Raw genomic sequence first — 18,770 nt, forward strand, 5'->3', positions numbered from 1 at the left:
TTATTCAGGGTTCGTGTCCTTAATAAAATAAATCAGCAAAATTGAGGACAGTGTACAAAATGGTAATATCCACAAATAGGTAAAAAAGTCTTTGGATGCAGCAGTAACAAATAAATAAGGGATGAACAATAAAAGGGTGTTAAATAGAAAAACTGCCGTATTTAATACGCTAATGGCCACACCACGGGTACTGTCTGATGAAATTTCACTGACCATCGTATAAAAAAGCATAGAGCCTGAAAGTAAAAAGCCAATCAGAAATGAAACTATTTTAGTAATGATAAATGAATTGGTGCCATAGTGAGGAAGATAAATTCCCAGTAATAAGGCCATGGTTCCAGTGACTAAAGTAATGTGTATTACCATAATTCTTGATTTGACTGTATTGGAAAACCAACCCATTAATGGGGTGCCAATACCAATCCCTGCAAAAATCAATCCGCTAATCATAATTGATTGCAGAATATCGACTGAATAGTAGTTTTGAATTTGCATGAACCATAAACTCGCATAAGCAAGTAAAACACCAAACGACATTGCTGCAGTAACGGAACACAGTACAATTTGTTTGTTTTTAAAAACAACCGCTAATGATTTTTTTAATGAAATCGAACTATCTCTTACGAAACCAGGAGGGGAACGAACAAGGATAGAAGATAAAATAAATAAAATCAGACCAAAAATCGAGAGCCATTGATACAGTTCACTCCATGTATGCGATATCAACTCTACTTTAAAATAATAATGAAGAACCCCAGCTAAAATACATGAAAGTGTTTGGGTCAAACCAAATAATACAGGAAAAAACTGTGCGGAAAACCATTGAGAAATCAAAACTGCCGCGGCAACAAATGCAAAAGAAGCACCTATTCCTTGAATGAAATTTGCAAATGTAAAAATTGTCAAGCTACCCGCAATAGAGATAAAAATATTCCCTAAGGCCAGTAATAAAATTCCCCCGCTGACTACAATTCTTGGATTAAATTTATCAAGCAAATAACCAGCGGGAATTTGCATGCAAGCAAAGCCTAAAATAAATGCGCCGGTTGCAATGGATACGCCATAATCGCTAGCACTTAGTGTGTTTTTTATTGGTTCTGAAAATACTGCTGCCGCAGTGTTCAAACAAAAAGAATAAACAACAAACAAGGTTGCAATCAACCAAACAATAGTCCCATATAATTTTTGCATGAATTATCCTTTTTTCCAGGTGAGTGTCTTTTTTATGCCCTTTATGAAAAAAAGTATAGCAAATAAACAATTGTATTTTGGATCACATCACTTTGAAAAATTCAAACCAAAAGAATGAACATGGAGAATAATTTTCATCCACTCATCTATACTCAAAATAACCCAGTCACAATTTTTATCTTGCAGGATGCAATACTGGGCTGACTAAAAAGGAGTTTTTTTATGAAAGTTAATTACTTGGTTGTTCCTCTCATTTTAATACCACTATCCGTTTTCAGCCAAACCAATGATGATGTTATCACATTGACCATTTCACAAAATCCGGATAATAAAAACAGTCAGGTCATCACATACTCTAATGAAACAGACCATTTAAAACAAAATAAGTCGTTCTCTCGCAGCATTGATTATCCGACTCAAATTATTCGTATGGAAAAAAATATAGAAAATCAGCAACTCTCCTGTGATGAGGTGAACAATCAAATTGATAAAATATTAGTACAACATATAGCGAATGAACAATTCACTTATGCAATTTATATTAGTTGTTATTATAATCCTGAAACTAAATTAGCAACTCAATTCGTCATCAGTAGTTATTTTGATCCGGTAAGTGATGAAGCCGTTCGTTACTTAGAATCCTACCTCAACAAATACAACGGTACTAATTTGTTAGGTGCACAATACACAATTGAGTCTGCAAAAGGTCTCATCATTTCCTTAGATATTGCCGCTGGAATGAAAAAAAGACCTAATAGACCTCCTTTTACAGAATATCGAAAGGACCATAGCAGCTTCTATTTCAAAAGCAATTATGAAATGAAAAACAAACTGTTTAGTGATATCTATCAAAATTTTTTCACCACTGATCCAAATAAAATATTTCCTTTTTTAGATAAATGGGTTTCTTCTCATGCAAGCTCTATTTATAAAGCGGTTTTAAGAGATTCAAATTATGTTGAGTTACAACCCGAAAAAATTTTTCTCATGGAAAATGAGGAAATATATGTTTCGAACTTTAAACAATATTTTGCACACTTTTGCGAGCCCTATGAAAATCATAGATGCTTGAATCCAGCAGAAAAAATTGACAATGAAGAAGACAATTCAAAAATAGCTTCGTAAATTAACGAACCCGGAGTTTTTAGTTTGTACCCCAGGTGCAGCGCTGCGAAACCCGGGTTTTCTTGAATGGGTGTCCCGGGTTACGCTGCGCTTCACCCAGGATACAGTGATTATAAAATTTACTATTAACCTAACTCAGGCTCATATGCAGGTACCTTTGTGGCTTTTAATTCAACTTGCTCCTCGGCAATTGCTTTATCATTCACAATTTTGGTCACACACGCATCAGACCAAACATTTAAAGCAGTTTCCAGCATATCAATTAAACCATAAAAGGGTAAAATAACGCCCATAAGGACGATAGGAACATTCATACTTGATAACAGACTGATGCTTAGAAAGAAACATCCCATGGGCACGCCGGCATTTCCAATAGCAGCTACAGTAGCAACAAATATCCATAAAACCATTGTGCCGTAAGAAGTCGGCATTCCATGATTTTGCATTAAATAAATGACCGTAGCAAAAATAAAAGCGGCACAACCGTTCATATTTATGCTAGTGCATAAAGGTAAAACAAAACGACTTACGGATGGTTTTACTTGTAAATTATTTTCTATAGTATTCATCGTGACAGGCAATGTCCCGACCGAAGACTTGGAGAAAAATGCTACTGATAAGGCAGGAAGCATGGAGCGCATTGCTGAAAAAGGCTGAATCTTATTCCTTTTTAACCATAAAGGTAAGACGACAAAACCTTGAATTACATTCGCTAAAACAACAATTAATAAATACTCACCTATTCCTTTAATATCCATCCCTGAGCGCAACTGAACAACCGTTGAGGTAATAAAACCAAACAATCCCAAAGGAATAATCGTAATAATCCAACGGGTCATCACTAAAAACATGCCATGTGCGCCACGAAAAAACCGCGTAAGCGTATCGCGAGACTCTTCATCAGGGATTTGACGCACAGCAATGCCGATAATAATGCTTAAAAACAGTACTCCTATTACTTGCTGCTCCAGAAAAGGAGATAATAAATTGGTAGGTATAATATTTGCCAGGTATCCCAAGTAACCTAAACTACTCGCTGATTTGACTGTTTGCGCATCCAAATTAACCTGAACGGAGCTGGGTTGGATTAAAATGTAAAGCAAACAACTAATCGTTGCGGCCACTACGGTCGTAGAAAAAGTATACTTAAGTGTTCGCTGCCAAATTTTTTTCATGAATCCATCGGTCTTGTAGTTAGCCAGAGTAACAATGATGGATAAAGAAATAATGGGCAAACTAATGCATTTAAACAGCTTAATAAATAAATCGGAGATTAATAACCCTATCTCCTTGAAAAAAACAATATTTGACATCCCACTGACGATACCTAAACCAATCATTAAAGCATATAGCACGGGGGTGCTGAGAATTAGTTTTTTTTGTTGATGCGCGGCACACATGTTAATAATCCTTAAAATCAAAAAAGTAAAAATGAGAAGATTAAATTAACAGCAACAACAAGAAACGAGTTTAAAATGAGCGAGAGTTGAGCGATGATTCGTTTGTGTCGAGTGAGCTACCATAAAAACCTTTTATTTTTTGATCAAATTTTGCACAATTAGAGATATTCTAACACATTGCGCATGTTCGTCAAGAGATTTTAAAATCTGCAGATCCATCAGTCAATCAATTCAAGACAATTGATCTGTTGCTTTAAACGGATGATTCGACGATAAGCTTCCTCTATACGTTTTTGATTTATTCTTTGCTCAAATACCAAACGCTCAATCATCTTAATCACTTCTGGCGCCGTAATTTTGGCTAATTGATTTGCAAAAATGAGCATATCAGCACCCGCATTGATTGTCAGGGATAAAGCATCCTCAAGTGAATAATGATCGGTAATTGCTTGCATTTGTAAGTCATCTGCAATAATTACTCCATCATAGCCCATGGTCTTACGCAATAAGCCGGTTAAAATATCGTGGGATAAAGTTGCAGGTAACCCCTGATTATCCAACTGTTTATTCACCACATGCGCTGTCATGATGAGAGTTGGTTGATGAGTATCTCGCACGAGTTGATAATAAGGAACCAACTCATCCTTATGGAAGGCATTGGTCACATCGACAAACCCTTTATGGGTATCACCTAATGCACTACCATGACCTGGAAAATGCTTATAGCAGCATGCAATACCCTGGTGTTGGAAAACATCCACAAATGCTCTGGCCAATCGAACTACTTCATTAGGGTCAGCGGAAAAACTACGTTGTACACTTCCTATAATTCCTTGCTGATCTTGCAAATGTAAATCAACAACCGGAGCAAAATTAAGATTAAAACCCAATGACTTTAATGTTAATGCCATTTGTGTCAACTCAGCCTGCAAAGCATCAGGGGATAATTGTGCCATGTTATATGCATTCATAGTCGGCATACATCCCTCGATCCGAGACAAACGATCGATACTTCCGCCTTCATAGTCTATGGCAATTAACAAGGGCAAATCGTTATTTTTGAAATTTACTTCTGCAGAATGGTAATAATAATTGAGTTGATGAGTTAACCGTTTGATTTGTGCCTGGTTTTTTAAATTCTTACCATATAAATTCGTAGAAACATCATGGTCGAATAACAAAACACCGCCTAATCCATCTGAAGACAGCCATTCCGCTATAGGGCTTTTGTCATGTATATCGCAACCATCAAACCCCATAACTAACATTTGACCAATTTTATTTCTAAGAGTAATCATCAGCCGCTCCGTCAACAAGATAAGAAAAAAAATTTCCTAAAAAATAGTTGATGTTGTACTGAGAATCATACACAAAGATAAAAAATAATGCCATTTATATCTTTTTTGGCGGTATTGCTGGAATATCATCAAAATTACAACTGCAATTACCTGGTGCATTAGGAGGAAGAGGGACTAATGAAAAATCACTGGCATAGCAAACAGTCACGTTCCAGGCTGAATCTCCAGGATTGATTGTATTAGGTAAAGACCAATAATTTTTAGCAGTATACGTTTTACCTTCATCACTTTGCCAAAAAATAGGAGAAAATCGAGCTCGATACATTAATTTTTGACCCGGTTGACAAGGGAAAGTCTGACGTGTCCACGATTTTCCAATAGGCACAGTAACTGTTGTTAAAGTTTTGGCACTTATGGCATCCATTATATCTACAGATACATCATATTTGGTCCAACAATTATCTTTAACTAAAGTGTAATAACAAGTAATCTCTGCCCAAAGGGGGCTTGAAGAAATCAAACTGAATATGAAAATAAAAGTTCGTATTATCATAATTTAATCCCTTTATTCACAAAACGTGCTCACGATTTTTTGTTTCTAAAGTAGAAACAATATCTAACTAAATAGTAACTATATTTAGATCTTATTTATTCATAGTATATACAATAACGATCATAAGTTACGAATAAGTTATAAATTTAGATCAATACAGGGTTGATTTTATTATCCGACCTGTATAAGCTTGCCCGAATTGGAGAGATGGCCGAGCGGTCGAAGGCGCACGCCTGGAAAGTGTGTATACGGCAACGTATCGAGGGTTCGAATCCCTCTCTCTCCGCCAAATTTGATAAAAAGGCGGTCAACTCGTAATAGAAGTGCTTGCCGTTTTTTTATGTTTAATATTCCCATAGGTGCTTTTGCAGTGATGGAACTGAAAATCCTGATTGAGGGTACGCAAAGGTATGATTATGAACAATTCATTAGGGATATGGCATATGAAATTAATTGTAATAGGAATTTTATTATCATTTAATGCGATAGCTGGCGATTATTTCCCTAAACTAACATCACAAGATCAACCTTGGTCTGTTACTGCAAGTGCTGGTACAGGTACTTATGAGTTAACATCCTCAAGAGATAAAAATGTTCCAATAGGACGTTTAGCGCTGGCCAATGAAATGATGCTTGCTGGCAATATAGCTTTGGGCTTGGAATTAGGGCTGCAAACCGGTACCCGAATAAAACTCAATATGCCCCAAGAAGCTTTTCATGCTCTGAAAAAATGGATTCCTATGCAAACTACCCTTGCCCCAACATTGGATTTATTAATTACATCCAAGAGCGATCCACTGGGCAATAGTTCTTTTTTTGCGCAACTGAAAGGTGGGCTTGCCTACAGACATTGGCGGGATGATCGGGTTCCTCTTAATGACATTTCTCAATTAGCCGGCGAGATACAAGCAGGCTTTGGCTATCCAATTACTGCTTTGGCCAACCTAAACTTATTATATCAAGGAATATTCAGTGGCAATGGACCCAATTTTCATTTTGAAACCTATTCTAAAAGAGGACAATTATCCAATATTCCAACCCTACATGCTGTACTTTTAGGTTTGTCTGTAAATCTATAAAAATGTTCCCCTAGATTTTCAATTTGTGACTAAGAGACAGATGCAGCGAAGCTACAATAGACTATAATGTAATCTAAACGGATCTACTTCTCTATTGAACAGTAGCAGGGAGTACTATCATGAAAGAACAACATTACGCCTATAAAATAACTCACGGCGCATCCAGTTTAAATTGTCCTCATTCTGCCTTAGTAAACGATAAAATGCTGGACTTATTAAAAGAAATAGAAAACCAACATAGTGATGGAATTTTCTGGGTATTTAAACAGTTTGGTGATCAACCTCAAGAACCACTCTGCATCATAGACTGTTCAAAAAAACGAATTTACTTTCATTACTCCGGCGAGGTCGAAGACTTAAAGGATGCTATAGCAAATTTGAGTCACTAATTCGCTCTCAAAAGAGAAAAGAAATTTTTCAAATCAAATGGATTATTATTTTTTTATTTTGGTCTTATCTGATACAAATAAACTCTAGACAAATGACAGTTTTTTAGTCACTATTCCACTCGATTTTTATTTTCATGCAAAGAGAATACTTATGTCTTTAAAAGCCAAAATAGTTATTTTAAGTTTGATTGTTTTTAACTTATTGCCCAATGCTTATGCCGCTTCTTCAGCTAACCATGTTGAAAGCGATACCGCCATCCAAAATGCTGTTTTATTTTATATTAACAAATACCGGCAGCAACATGGCTTATCCAAGCTTACAATGGACAACAATATTGTAATTCAAGCCAAACAACACTCTCAAGATATGGCCAATCATCGTATGCCTTTTGGTCATCAAGATTTTGGAAAACGTATTGCTAAACTGCGTTCACAGATTAAAAATACAGGTGGTGGTGCTGAGAATGTTGCATACAACTACAAAACAGCTGAAATTGTAGTCAGTCAATGGGTCAAAAGCCCAGGCCACAGAAGAAATATTGTAGGAAATTATAACTTGACTGGCATAGGGGTTGCCCGTGACAAGCAAGGCAAACTTTACTATACCCAAATATTCCTGCAAACAGGAAAAAGTCCTCGAAGCTACACGGCGAGAAGACCCTACATTGGCGTTCCCTTTTTCGGTATTAAAAGACAAAGCTAAGCAAGAACTTAAAGACATGTAGCCTGAGGCGCACCGCGACTAAACCCAGGTTTCGCTGCTCTGCCCCCAGACTACATGATTATTAATAAACGCCGAACTTCATTTTCTTCATTAATTCAATAACCTAATTAAACTGCTTTTAATTTTAACGAAATCTTTGCAAAAAACCTGCTAAATCATGTGGCATTAATAATCAGAGTGGCCTATCATAAAACCATAGACAGTACACATTGTTCAGCCAACATTATTACTTTGGGAGCCAGATTGAGAGTGCGGTGAGCAAGCTTAGCAAGTACTAAGAAGCCTTAAACACTCCAGAGGAGTCCACCTTGGTAAAAAAGGACTGTACTCAATCTTACTGTCTATCCCAAATTCCATAAAAGGGCGTATTAAATATAATACGCCCTTTTTATTTGCTGCTATAATTCTATAAATCAATAGCGTTACCTAATCACTCATTATCGGTTTGACTATTTTTTTTTATGCATAATCTTTATAATCAACAATTAAAGCTTCAGTTAGTATTATAATTACAGACACACTTATAAACTGGACTTGGCTCAAATGGATCTTTTACTAATTCTGCTTGTCCTATTCTTTTTCAGCTTGTCCTTTGGACTAATCAGATTCTATGATTATTTATCAAGGAGTGAATCATGAGCTTGTATTTAAGCTGTGGAATAATCGCATTCGGTTTATTAGTCTTTTTGTTAGTTGTATTATTCAAACCCGAATTATTTTAAGCCATAGATTTAATTTAAATGTGGGATGGACCCCTTATGACAAAACCTGGTTTTCTACAAATCGCATTTTATCTGTTCTTTTTGTTGCTTCTTGTAAAACCGTTAGGTTGGTACATGGCACGAGTGTATCAAGGCCGTCCTTGTTTCCTGGACATTATATTAAGACCCTTCGAACACCTAATCTATAAGATTTGCGGGATCCATACTCAAGAAGAAATGGGATGGAAAACCTATCTATCAGCCATGCTCTTCTTAAACTTGGCTGGATTACTGGTTGTTTATCTTATACAACGTCTCCAATTCTATTTGCCATTGAACCCTCAAGAATTTCCCTCCCCATCACCCGCTCTTGCATTTAATACCGCAATAAGCTTTAGTACTAATACCAATTGGCAAGCTTATAGTGGTGAAACAACAATGAGTTATTTAACTCAAATGCTTGCGTTAACGGTACAAAACTTTATTTCGGCAGCAACGGGCATGTCTTTATTAATTGCGTTGATACGCGGACTCATAAAACATGAAAGTAACAGTTTGGGGAATTTCTGGGTAGATACAGTACGCGGAATACTCTATATTTTATTGCCTTTGTCACTGATTTTTGCACTTATTCTGTGCTCACAGGGTGTCATTCAGAATTTTAAACCTTTTCAAAAAATTAACCTCACCCACCCATTTACCTACCAACAACCTGTAAAAGATGTTACAGGCCGAACTGTATTAGATAACCAGGGTAATCCTAAAACAACGCCTGTAACAATAACAGAACAGGTCATTCCCATGGGACCGGTCGCATCGCAAATTGCCATCAAACAACTGGGTACAAATGGCGGTGGTTTTTTTAATACGAATTCGGCACATCCATTTGAAAACCCCACTCCATTGACCAATTTTCTGGAAATGATAGCGATCTTGCTTATTCCTGCAGCTTTTTGTTTTATGTTTGGCACCATGGTTCGTGATAAAAGACAAGGTTGGGCGATATTAATAACCATGTCCATTTTATTTGTTCCATGCTTAATATTTGAAGTTGTTGTCGAACAAGCAGGCAATCCAGCATTTCACCAAATGGGGATTGATACCACAGCTCAATCTGAATTTTACCCTGCCGGTAACATGGAGGGCAAAGAAACTCGTTTTGGCATTGTCAACTCTGCAATTTGGGCAACAGCTACGACCGCTTCCTCTAGCGGTTCAGTCAACTCCATGCTGGATTCATATACTCCTCTAGGTGGGATAGTTCCTTTATGGATGATGCATTTAGGTGAAGTCAGTTTTGGAGGTATTGGCTCAGGATTATCCGGGATGATAATGCAGATCATTCTCACGGTATTTGTTGCAGGGCTTATGGTTGGTAGAACTCCAGAATACCTAGGCAAAAAAATTGAGCCTTATGAAATGAAAATGGCCTCCATTGCTGTGTTAATTATGCCTTTGATTGTACTCATAGCTACTGCCTATGCTACGGTAACCCACATTGGGGTAAGCTCCATAGCCAATCCTGGTGCCCATGGTTTTACAGAAATGCTTTATGCATTTACTTCGATGGGGAATAATAATGGTAGTGCTTTTGCAGGCTTAAATGCCAATACACCTTTTTATAATATTGTCGGTGGCGTGATGATGTTGATTAGCCGGTATTGGCTTGCTATTCCTATTCTTGCGATTGCTGGTTCACTTGTTAAGAAAAAGCGGATTCCAAACAGTTCAGGTACATTAGCCACTCATACACCATTTTTTATGACCTTATTAGTTTATATTGCCATGATTCAGGGAGCGTTGTCCTTTTTACCAGCCCTTGCTCTTGGTCCTATCGTGGAGCATTTGATGCTTTGGGGGAAATATGGGTACTAAACCTCATTCTATTTGGGATTTTAACATTATAAAAGGTGCTGTAATTGACGCATTTTTCAAATTATCACCTCATATTCAAATAAAAAACCCAGTGATGTTTACTGTTTATATAAGTTCAATTATCACCACGATTCTTTTTATACAAGCATGTCTAGGAAAACCTGAAGCACCACCATTTTTTATTCTTGCTATTAGTTTGTGGCTTTGGTTTACACTCTTATTTGCCAATTTTGCGGAAGCAATGGCAGAAGGTCGCGGCAAAGCTCAAGCTCAAGAGCTACGACGAGCGCGTCGTGAAATTCAAGCTAAAAAATTGGCGAAGGCATCTAAAAATGCAAAATTCTCCATCATTCCATCCGTACAATTACGTGCAGGAGATCTGGTCTTGGTTGAAGCTGGTGATTTCATACCAAGTGATGGTGAGATTGTAGAAGGAATTGCTTCAGTTAATGAAAGCGCTATAACAGGGGAAAGCGCGCCTGTTATTCGTGAAAGTGGAGGAGATCGTAGTGCAGTAACTGGAGGCACTCAGGTCATTTCTGATTGGCTTATTATTCGCATCACATCTAATCCGGGCGAAACATTTCTAGATCGGATGATTACTCTAGTAGAAGGGGCAAAAAGAAAAAAAACACCTAATGAGCTTGCATTAACTATTTTACTCGCTGCATTAACTATTGTGTTTTTGGTAGTCTGTAGCACCTTGCTCTCTTTTTCGATTTACAGTGTTTCTGCAACTAAATCGGGTTCAGCCATTTCAATCACGGTTCTAGTCGCTCTTTTTGTTTGTCTTGCCCCAACAACTATTGGTGGGCTACTTTCTGCAATTGGTATTTCTGGTATGGATCGAATGATTCAAGCCAATGTCATTGCTTTATCAGGACGTGCCGTTGAGGCGGCAGGTGACATCGACATTTTAATACTTGATAAAACAGGAACGATTACTCTAGGTAATCGACAGGCAACAGAATTTGTTCCGGCAGAAGGTGTCGATATCAAAGATTTAGCCGATGCAGCTCAATTAGCTTCTCTTGCGGATGAAACGCCTGAAGGTCGAAGCATTGTCATTCTTGCCAAAATAAAATATAAGTTACGTGGCAGAACTCTTGCCCCATTACAGGCAACATTCATTCCATTCACAGCACAAACACGTATGAGTGGCGCAAATCTTGGCAATCGACAAATTCGTAAAGGTTCATCTGAAGCAATTGAAGAATACATCAATCAGTTAGGAGGGCATGTTCCTAAAAATGTGAAAAATAATGTTGAAATTATCTCACGCCAGGGAGGAACTGCACTGGTTGTTGCAGAAGGTCCCAAAGTACTGGGCATCATTCGTCTTAAAGATGTTATTAAAGGGGGTATTCGAGAGCGCTTTGCACAACTAAGGCAAATGGGCATTAAAACCATTATGGTAACTGGAGATAATCCTCTAACTGCAGCTTCAATTGCTGGTGAGGCTGGAGTAGATGATTTTCTAGCCAATGCCAAACCCGAAGACAAACTTAAATTGATTCGTGATCTACAAGCTCAAGGTCATTTAGTCGCAATGACTGGTGATGGAACAAATGATGCGCCGGCACTTGCTCAAGCAGATGTTGCTGTTGCAATGAATTCAGGAACACAAGCAGCAAAAGAAGCAGGTAATTTGGTCGATCTGGATTCAAACCCAACTAAATTAATTGAAGTAGTAGAAATAGGTAAGCAGTTATTGATGACACGCGGAGCCCTGACTACGTTTAGTATGGCCAATGATATCGCTAAATATTTTGCCATTTTACCTGCCGCATTTGTGAGCACTTATCCTGCTCTAAATGTATTCAATATCATGCACCTGGCAACCCCACAAACGGCAGTGCTGTCCACAGTAATTTTTAATGCAATTGTTATTGTTCTTCTTATACCTTTAGCTTTACGTGGGATTAAATATAGACGCCTTCCTGCAGCAGAACTCCTACGAAATAACGTCATAATTTATGGATTAGGTGGATTTATAATCCCTTTTATTGGCATCAAAATGATCGATATGCTCTTAATCACCTTAGGTTTAACAGGATAAAAAAATGGTTATAGAAGCTCTAAAACAAATAAAAACGGCACTAATGTTCCTGCTCGTTTTTTCTTTATTAACAGGCTTAATTTATCCTGCTGTAGTTACTGCTTTAGCTCAAATTTTTTTTCCTTATCAAGCAAATGGCAGTTTATTACGCCTTAACAACGAACCCATTGGTTCAGCATTAATTGGACAATACTTTGATGCACCCAACTACTTCTGGGGACGCCCTTCTGCCACAGCTCCATTTCCTTATAATGCAGCTCATTCTTCCGGTTCGAATATGGGGCCTTCTAACCCTGACTTTTTGTCAATTGTAAAACAACGAATTGATAGACTGCGTCAATTCAACTTGGAAGATCAAAATAAAATGGTCAAGCAACTCATTCCCGTTGATTTAGTTACTGCATCCGCCAGTGGTCTGGATCCGGAAATAAGCCCGCTGGCAGCCTACTACCAGATACCGCGTATTGCCAAAGCGCGTCATATTGCAGAACAAGAAATTCAAGAATTAGTGAATCAGTTAATAAAAAAACGTACCTTGCATCTTTTAGGAGAACCACGAATTAGTGTATTGGAGCTAAATTTAGCTCTCGATCAGATAAGGACTAATCAATGACAGACAAACGCCCCGATCCCAATGCATTATTACAACAAGTTATTAAAGAAGAGCAACAAAACCAACGTGGCAAACTCAAAATCTACCTCGGCGCTGCCCCAGGAGTAGGAAAAACTTATTCCATGCTTCATGAAGCAATGGGAGAGCAAGCTAAAGGATTAGATGTAGTAGTAGGCATTGTCGAATCTCATGGTCGCATTGAAATTGAAGAAATACTTAAAAACTTCGTAGTTTTGCCCAAAATCACAATTGAATATCACGGTAAACAGTTACAAGAATTTGATCTGGATGCATCATTAAAAAGAAATCCAGGATTAATTCTCATTGATGAAATGGCACATACAAATGTGACCGGCGTCCGGCATAAAAAACGCTGGCAAGATATTAAAGAATTGCTCGACCGTGGTATTAATGTCTATACCACTCTTAATGTTCAACATATAGAAAGTCTCAATGATGACGTCTCACAAATCATTCATGCGCCAGTTCAAGAAACAATTCCTGATGCCATGATAGAACGAGCGAACACTATCGAATTAGTCGATTTAGCTCCTGAAGATTTATTAAAACGTCTGTCCGAGGGCAAAGTATACGTCCCCAAACAAGCCCGACTTGCTGCTGAATTTTATTTCCGTAAAGGCAATTTAATGGCATTACGTGAGTTGACATTACGAACTCTGGCAAAACGGGTAAATACCCAGGTACTTTTATACAGGCAAGGCCAAGGTATTAAACATATTTGGCCAAGCATGGAGAAGATACTCGTTTGCGTTGGCCCAGGTCCGGAATCACATAAATTGATTCGAGCAGCCAAAAAAATGGCTACCAGTTTACAAGCAGATTGGATTGCAGTATATGTAGATTCTACGCGGACTCATCTATCGACAACGCAGCGGGATCAAGCCATAAAAAATTTATTTTTTGCAGAGCAATTGGGGGCTGAAACTCATATTTTAATAGGGTATGACCTTGTCAAAGAAATTATTAATTTTTCCCGAGAGCAAAATGTCACCCTGATTATGATCTGCAAACAGATTCGTACTCGTTGGAGAAATTTTTTCTTTCGCAGCCTGGCAGACGAAATTTTGCGTTACAGTGGTGAAATTGATGTTTATACTATGACCGAGGGAGCCAAGAAATCAACAAAAAAATTACTTGCCAAACCCATGACTCCCTGGCTCTATTACTTTTTATCAACAAGTATCGTTGCAGTCACAACACTCATTAATTATTTAATTTATCCTTTAGTCAATGATACAAGTTTAACCCTAACTTATTTAATAGGAATGACCTGCATTGCTTTATTAGGACGCACAGGCCCTGCAGTTTCAGGAATTTTTCTTAGTATTTTTGCGTATATTTATTTCTTTATTCCGCCCTATTATAGTTTCTTTATTCCCCAGTCAGATTATTTTTTTACCCTTGTTATGATGCTTATTATGGCATTAATTATTTGTCAATTAACCTTGGTAACTCGTCGTCAATCAGAAATTGCACGCCTTACAGAATATCAAACTTCAGCCTTATATACTTTGAGTCGCAGGTTATCCAGAACACGGGGAATAGTCAGATTGCTTCGCACAGGCATTAATTATATTTCAGAAACTCTTCACTGCGAGATCATTGCCCTACTACCGAAAAATGGGCATCTTGTTGTCCGTGCAAGAGCCAAATCACATCAAGATTTGGATGAAAAGGAATACAGTATTGCACAGTGGGTATTCGAGTTAGGGCAAAAAGCAGGATGGGGAACTGATACTCTCTCATTTTCTAATGCGCTGTTTATTCCATTACTGGGTGCACGAAGAACCATGGGCGTTTTAAGAGTACAACCGTCTAAAAAGAACGATTTCATTACGCCCGAGAAAATACAGCTTTTAGAATCTTGTGCCAATCAAATTGCATTGGCTTTGGAAGTAGACAGTTTGCAAGAGGAACAAAATAAACCAACTAATCCCTCCACGTAAGGTCACAATATTACAATATCTACGCTACACATATTACTCTGGAAAATCATTCTAAATTACAATAGGATAATGAATACTTAGGTAAAAAGGATTTGCCCATGATGATCGCAACTTTACTGGCGCCCGACAATGAAACCCGGGTAGCCATTACTCCTGGCTCAGCAAAGCACTTTATCAAATTAGGCTTTGATGTCGCTATAGAAAAAAACGCAGGACTTGCTGCAAGTTTCAATGATCGGGATTACGAACAAGTCGGTGTCCAAATTCGTGATAAAAAAAACATACTCGAGACTGCCAATATTCTTCTTTGTATTAATGAACCAGCTCCCCAAGACTTGGAAGGCTTGCCTCAAGGTGCCTTGGTAATAGGTCATATCGATAATGACCCACAAAGCAAATTAATTACCTGGTGCAAGGAAAAGCAAGTTACCCTGATTTCAATGAATCTTATACCGCGGATCAGTCGTGCGCAAAGCATGGATAGTCTATCTTCACAAGCAAATTTGGCCGGTTATAGAGCTGTGTTAGAAGCTTGCTCTGAATTTCATCGAGCCATTCCCATGATGATGACCGCAGCAGGGATGATTCAACCAGCGAAGGTACTCGTTCTTGGCGCTGGTGTTGCGGGTTTACAGGCGATCGCAACAGCTAAACGTTTAGGTGCTGTGGTTTATGCATTCGATGTAAGGCGAGCAGCCAAAGAGCAGGTCGAAAGTTTAGGTGCCGAATTTATTGAGGTAAGCCAAGATCAAGATAGTGAAACTAAAGGAGGCTATGCTTCAGAAGTTAGTGAAGAATATAAAAAACTTCAAGCAGAACTTATTGATCAATATGCCAAATTATCAGATATCGTCATTTCCACGGCCTTAATCCCTGGCCGAAAAGCTCCGATTTTAGTGTATAAAAAAACTGTAGAACAAATGAAACCTGGATCAGTTGTTGTTGATCTCGCAACTGCCCGAGGAGGAAATTGTGAAGTCAGCGTTCTTGATAAAACTATAAAACATGAGGAAGTTACCATAGTCGGCCTAAGTAACCTGGCAGGGCTAGTTCCAGCTACTGCGAGTGAACTATACGCCAATAATCTAGTCCATCTTATTAATCTTTTGGCGCCGACTCCTCCAGAAATCACATTAAATCCCAACGATGAAATTATTCAACAAGCAGTGCTTTGTCATCAAAATCAATATCTACCATTTCAGGCAATAAAGGAGACTCAAAATGCATGAGATTAACACCTTAGGTGATCCATACATTACCATACTCACTATTTTCGTTTTGGCCTGCTTTGTTGGGTATTATGTAGTGTGGAAGGTCACACCCGCCTTACATACCCCATTAATGTCCGTAACCAATGCAATATCCAGTATTATTGTTTTAGGGGCACTTATTGCTGCTGGAAGCCAGTTTATTGGCGACATCACCTGGATCGGCGGTTTAGCTATATTCATTGCCTCAATTAATATTTTTGGTGGTTTTGTGGTAACCCAACGCATGTTGCGTATGTATAAAAAATAGGTAATAGCTCATCAACGTGGCAGCTAGGAAATTCTATCCAGAGTGGAACTAAATCTGGAACTTTTGCAGCTAAATGCTGGATCTCAGACTGCAATTTCCTAAGTTGGCTCAATAGAGTCATTACACAAAATAAAATAGTTAGGGTCTGCTTGCTTTCGCTAGGTTGAGCCAAAATGATCTGATTTTCGAGCACAAAACTCAGAATATCAGGACAGATTGGCCAAGATAGAAGAATTATTAATAGGCCCTACGAAATTAAGGATGATTTTTCATGACAACCCTGGTTCCTTTATTTTATCTCTTATCTGCTGTGTGTTTCATACTGGCGCTAAAAGGCTTGGCAAGCCCTGCGTCTGCAAGACGAGGAAATCTGTTAGGAATTGCCGGTATGATCCTTGCGGTAGGTTCAACCTTGATGATGTCAACGACTTATCATCAGCCCTTACTCATTAGCTTAATGATTGCAGGAGGCATCATTGGAACTTATATTGCCTTAAAAATTAATATGACTGCAATCCCACAACTTGTCGCGGCATTTCACTCATTGGTAGGGATGGCAGCAGTTTTAGTTGCTTTTTGTGCTTTTCTCTCCCCTACTTCATTTCATATTGGCGTCCCAGGCGCAATTGCTAAAGCAAGCCTTATCGAAATGAGTCTTGGCTTGATTATAGGAGCCATTACTTTTTCAGGTTCCGTGATCGCCTTTCTCAAATTGCAAGGAATTATGTCGGGCAAACCTATCAAACTCATAGGCCATAATGCAATTAATCTTATTATGGCATTAGCAATCCTTGTTTTATTGGTTTTGTTTTTTATTAACCAAACCCTCATGCTTTTTAGTATCATGGCCAGTTTTGCTTTTATAATTGGCGTATTGCTCATTATTCCTATTGGTGGCGCAGACATGCCAGTAGTTATATCAATGCTTAACTCGTATTCTGGATGGGCTGCAGCAGGTATCGGGTTTACACTCAGTAATCATTTACTTGTTATTACAGGTGCGCTGGTGGGTGCGAGTGGGGCTATTCTGAGCTACATCATGTGTGTTGGAATGAACCGTTCCATTTTTAATGTAATTTTTGGCGGTATCCAATCATCAGCAGCTAATTCGCAAACTAACACAACAAATGAGTCACGTACTGTACGTCAAGGTAATGGTGAAGATGCAGCATTCCTCTTAAGTAATGCTAAAGATGTCATCATTGTTCCTGGATATGGAATGGCAGTAGCGCATGCGCAACATGCAGTCAAAGAATTGGTTGATGCTCTAGAACACCGCAATATAAAAGTTCGCTTTGCAATTCATCCTGTCGCCGGTCGCATGCCTGGCCACATGAATGTATTACTTGCAGAAGCCAATATTCCCTATGATAGAGTTTTTGAACAAAGCGAAATTAACCGTGATTTTGCAAGCTGTGACGTTGCTTATGTAATTGGGGCAAATGATATAACGAACCCTGCAGCAAAAACAGATCCTGGCTCACCAATTTATGGTATGCCCGTTTTAGAAGTAGAAAAAGCCAGAAACGTATTGTTTGTTAAACGAAGTTTGGCACCAGGCTATGCCGGTGTGGAAAATGAACTGTTTTATCATGATAATACGTACATGCTTTTTGGCGATGCAAAAGCAATGACTGAATCCATTGCTAAAGCCCTGGAAACCTTATAAACCACATATAAAATAATAACCTGGGGGGGCAAACGTAGACTTAGCCCCCCTCCTTTCATGCCCCGGTTCTCAGCCACTCCCTTGTGCCTCAACAAGATATTAATTTGCCATACCAATAAAATAAATGTATCTTAACTCGGTTATTATCATTGTGGAGTTATATAATGTTACGAAAATTTGGACTTGGCTTACTGTGTATTGCCGCATCTATAAGTACAAGCGCGTATTCTACGGAAAGTCATTTGCTCCAACGAGGAGTTACGATTGAATATGAATTACCTAGCAATGATCCGCAAATATTTCTTAATTACCTTTTCTGGCCAGTAGAAGCCAATTGTAAAATCGCTACCGAAGATGAAGGGAATGAACTTTTAGTTGTAGCATTAGCTAAAAAAGGAAAAGTTAATGACATCAGCTTGTCTGCAGGAGAATCGTTACGAATCACTGTTCATCCAGGTGAAAATCTTAAGTTAAGCGCTGAATCTGGAGCAAAAGTTGAAATTACCAATTTCGGTGCGCACACTGTAAAAGCAACGTGCACTGCTTAATAAACCTCTATTTTAGAAATAGCATTTTAAATTTGCTCTATCTTGCCTCGGTGCAGCGAAG

The 18,770-nt window shown here is 38.3% G+C and carries 17 protein-coding genes, 1 tRNA gene and 1 other RNA gene; 15 read left to right on the forward strand and 4 right to left on the reverse strand.

Features of this window, described 5'->3' with window-relative positions:
- Positions 1-1,191 carry an MFS transporter gene (locus DGG96_RS12910; protein WP_110143072.1) on the reverse strand — a complete coding sequence of 397 codons (1,191 nt, stop codon included), beginning with the start codon at positions 1,189-1,191 and terminating at the stop codon, positions 1-3.
- Positions 1,192-1,413: 222 nt separating this feature from the next.
- On the opposite strand from DGG96_RS12910, the gene DGG96_RS12915 reads away from it, so the two are divergent.
- On the forward strand, positions 1,414-2,316 hold the full coding sequence (locus DGG96_RS12915) for an Lpg0189 family type II secretion system effector (protein WP_110143073.1): 903 nt from the start codon (positions 1,414-1,416) through the stop codon (positions 2,314-2,316).
- 125 nt (positions 2,317-2,441) lie between these two features.
- On the opposite strand, the gene DGG96_RS12920 is transcribed toward DGG96_RS12915, so the two are convergent.
- From DGG96_RS12920 to DGG96_RS12930, 3 genes are all read right to left on the reverse strand, one after another.
- The gene (locus DGG96_RS12920; protein WP_110143074.1) at positions 2,442-3,716 is read right to left on the reverse strand and encodes a dicarboxylate/amino acid:cation symporter; all 1,275 of its coding nucleotides are present in this window, start codon (positions 3,714-3,716) and stop codon (positions 2,442-2,444) included.
- Positions 3,717-3,934: 218 nt separating this feature from the next.
- A complete protein-coding gene (locus DGG96_RS12925; RefSeq protein ID WP_110143075.1) occupies positions 3,935-5,014 on the reverse strand; it encodes a glycoside hydrolase family 3 protein in 1,080 nt (359 codons plus the stop codon).
- A 94-nt stretch (positions 5,015-5,108) separates the two neighbouring features.
- Positions 5,109-5,567: a hypothetical protein gene (locus DGG96_RS12930; RefSeq protein ID WP_110143076.1), complete on the reverse strand. Its 459-nt coding sequence runs from the start codon at positions 5,565-5,567 to the stop codon at positions 5,109-5,111.
- A 201-nt stretch (positions 5,568-5,768) separates the two neighbouring features.
- Here DGG96_RS12930 and DGG96_RS12935 point away from each other — a divergent pair.
- The 14 genes from DGG96_RS12935 to DGG96_RS13000 all read left to right on the forward strand — a co-directional run bounded on the left by DGG96_RS12935 (position 5,769) and on the right by DGG96_RS13000 (position 18,709).
- Positions 5,769-5,856: transfer RNA gene (locus DGG96_RS12935), tRNA-Ser, on the forward strand.
- Positions 5,857-6,010: 154 nt separating this feature from the next.
- Positions 6,011-6,646: a hypothetical protein gene (locus DGG96_RS12940; RefSeq protein ID WP_110143077.1), complete on the forward strand. Its 636-nt coding sequence runs from the start codon at positions 6,011-6,013 to the stop codon at positions 6,644-6,646.
- A gap of 119 nt (positions 6,647-6,765) precedes the next feature.
- Positions 6,766-7,035, forward strand: a complete 270-nt coding sequence (locus DGG96_RS12945; RefSeq protein ID WP_110143078.1) for a hypothetical protein — start codon at positions 6,766-6,768, stop codon at positions 7,033-7,035.
- 151 nt (positions 7,036-7,186) lie between these two features.
- Positions 7,187-7,738: a CAP domain-containing protein gene (locus tag DGG96_RS12950; protein ID WP_110143079.1), complete on the forward strand. Its 552-nt coding sequence runs from the start codon at positions 7,187-7,189 to the stop codon at positions 7,736-7,738.
- Positions 7,739-7,953: 215 nt separating this feature from the next.
- Positions 7,954-8,106, forward strand: a non-coding RNA gene (gene ssrS, locus DGG96_RS12955) — 6S RNA.
- A gap of 288 nt (positions 8,107-8,394) precedes the next feature.
- On the forward strand, positions 8,395-8,481 hold the full coding sequence (locus DGG96_RS21425; RefSeq protein ID WP_199739192.1) for a potassium-transporting ATPase subunit F: 87 nt from the start codon (positions 8,395-8,397) through the stop codon (positions 8,479-8,481).
- Between the two features lie 36 nt (positions 8,482-8,517).
- Positions 8,518-10,335, forward strand: a complete 1,818-nt coding sequence (kdpA, locus tag DGG96_RS12965) for a potassium-transporting ATPase subunit KdpA (protein WP_110143238.1) — start codon at positions 8,518-8,520, stop codon at positions 10,333-10,335.
- Positions 10,325-12,394, forward strand: a complete 2,070-nt coding sequence (gene kdpB / locus DGG96_RS12970; protein WP_110143081.1) for a potassium-transporting ATPase subunit KdpB — start codon at positions 10,325-10,327, stop codon at positions 12,392-12,394. Before kdpA ends, kdpB begins: the two co-directional genes overlap by 11 nt.
- Positions 12,395-12,398: 4 nt before the next feature.
- Positions 12,399-13,007 carry a potassium-transporting ATPase subunit KdpC gene (gene kdpC, locus DGG96_RS12975; protein WP_110143082.1) on the forward strand — a complete coding sequence of 203 codons (609 nt, stop codon included), beginning with the start codon at positions 12,399-12,401 and terminating at the stop codon, positions 13,005-13,007.
- Entirely contained in the window at positions 13,004-14,974 is a 1,971-nt protein-coding gene (locus DGG96_RS12980) for a DUF4118 domain-containing protein (protein WP_110143083.1), read from the forward strand. Before kdpC ends, DGG96_RS12980 begins: the two co-directional genes overlap by 4 nt.
- Positions 14,975-15,072: 98 nt before the next feature.
- Positions 15,073-16,203: a Re/Si-specific NAD(P)(+) transhydrogenase subunit alpha gene (locus tag DGG96_RS12985; RefSeq protein WP_110143084.1), complete on the forward strand. Its 1,131-nt coding sequence runs from the start codon at positions 15,073-15,075 to the stop codon at positions 16,201-16,203.
- On the forward strand, positions 16,196-16,492 hold the full coding sequence (locus DGG96_RS12990) for a proton-translocating transhydrogenase family protein (protein ID WP_058468961.1): 297 nt from the start codon (positions 16,196-16,198) through the stop codon (positions 16,490-16,492). The genes DGG96_RS12985 and DGG96_RS12990 overlap by 8 nt, the downstream gene beginning before the upstream one ends.
- Before the next feature lie 271 nt (positions 16,493-16,763).
- Positions 16,764-18,161, forward strand: coding sequence for an NAD(P)(+) transhydrogenase (Re/Si-specific) subunit beta (locus DGG96_RS12995; protein WP_110143085.1), 1,398 nt, complete (start codon positions 16,764-16,766; stop codon positions 18,159-18,161).
- Positions 18,162-18,325: 164 nt separating this feature from the next.
- The gene (locus DGG96_RS13000; protein ID WP_110143086.1) at positions 18,326-18,709 is read left to right on the forward strand and encodes a hypothetical protein; all 384 of its coding nucleotides are present in this window, start codon (positions 18,326-18,328) and stop codon (positions 18,707-18,709) included.
- Positions 18,710-18,770: the final 61 nt, after the last annotated feature.

The organism is Legionella qingyii (assembly GCF_003184185.1).